The 1361-nt window shown below is 52.1% G+C and carries 1 protein-coding gene; it reads right to left on the reverse strand.

All coding sequences use genetic code 11. From position 1 onward, the window contains the following. Positions 1-143: 143 nt before the first annotated feature. On the reverse strand, positions 144-1208 hold the full coding sequence (locus GXY01S_RS16680) for a hypothetical protein (RefSeq protein WP_061276887.1): 1065 nt from the start codon (positions 1206-1208) through the stop codon (positions 144-146). Positions 1209-1361 lie beyond the last annotated feature (153 nt).

Genomic DNA, 1361 nt, shown 5'->3' on the forward strand with positions numbered 1-1361 from the left:
CGACTTTCCCATACTCATCTTGGTCTTCTTCATCGTTTTTCGACCAGCAAGATTGTGGTAGATGTAATAGTGATGATCGCCATCATCACGCTCGAAGCCTTTGCGTTTCAAAGAGGCGTCAATGTCCTTTCGATCTCTTGTCATTAGTCAAGGGATCCAAAACGCAGGAGCAGGTGTCGCTTAACCTCAAGCGCCTCCTCATCGAGCTCGTCATCGTCGGCTTGAGCGTACTGCCGCCAAACTAGATCAAGCTCCGACAGTACAGCCGTGCGAAGTTCGGATAGGTCATCAACGACGACATCGATGCCCAGGTGAGTATCCACGAAACCGAACAGTCGATCGGCCCAATAAACAGTTACAGGCAAGCTTATGGGACGATTTGTCATGAAGACTTTGTCGCCCGATGTGAAGCGGTCAATGGATTGCAGATGCGGCTCGAGTTCCACAATGTTATAAATCACGTCGAACGAACTTAGATCACCGCGAGCATTGCTCTTAGGACGGCCACTAATTTTGAGTCGTTTGCGGACGTTGGTTTGAAGCCAGTTTTCTAACGGGAGCGGATAGTCCATGCGAAGTGCAGGGTCTGACCCCGGTTTGATTGTCATAATTGTCTGTTGGTAGTCGATAGCCCGGAGCCTCCCCACGACGGTCTCCTCTTCGATAGCCGGTGGTCGGGGAGTATCATATGCACTCAGAAGAGTTCGTGCGCGATCAGCCTTGAATGCAAAGGGACCGCGTGCACCTGCACGGATCATGATTTCCAGCCCGCTATCTTCAGGTGGAAGTAAGCCGGTCGCTGCTTTGGCTAAGAACCAACGCTCGCGAGCATTTGGAACCACAGACTTAAGCCGTGCATCCTCACCACTATCGAAGGCTCGCAAGGTTGCAAGCAGCTTCTCTCGAGCAGCAAAAGAGGAACTACTCATCTCTCCTGCCTGCGAGGCGACAGCAAAAGGCTGAATATGACTTCCCTTTCGAGGCGCGCGACACACGACTGCATACTCGCGCTTCACCTTGACGGTAGGCTTCAAGCGCTCGCTCAGGGCACGCCCCTCGGCACTCATCCCAATGATATAGACCATACGTTGGAGAGCATTGAGCGAGGCGATCACTGCCTCCGCCGGAGCGCCGTGCAATTTCTGCACTGGGGCCCCGTCGAATTTCAGCTCAAGATCAGTATCTTTCTCGGCCACCTGGCTACTCATCTAATCTGCTCGGTGGCTTCTCACAGAGCATTCGAATTGATGATAGCCGACAGACATAGAGAATAAAAGAGAAAGAAGATTGAAAACTGTCCGCCCGCTTTATGTCCGATATACGGAAATTAAATAGCGATGCCGCATGTCGAGAACGAGGCG

Origin of the sequence: Komagataeibacter xylinus NBRC 15237 (assembly GCF_001571345.1) — a bacterium.
Taxonomy (GTDB): Bacteria; Pseudomonadota; Alphaproteobacteria; order Acetobacterales; family Acetobacteraceae; genus Komagataeibacter; species Komagataeibacter xylinus.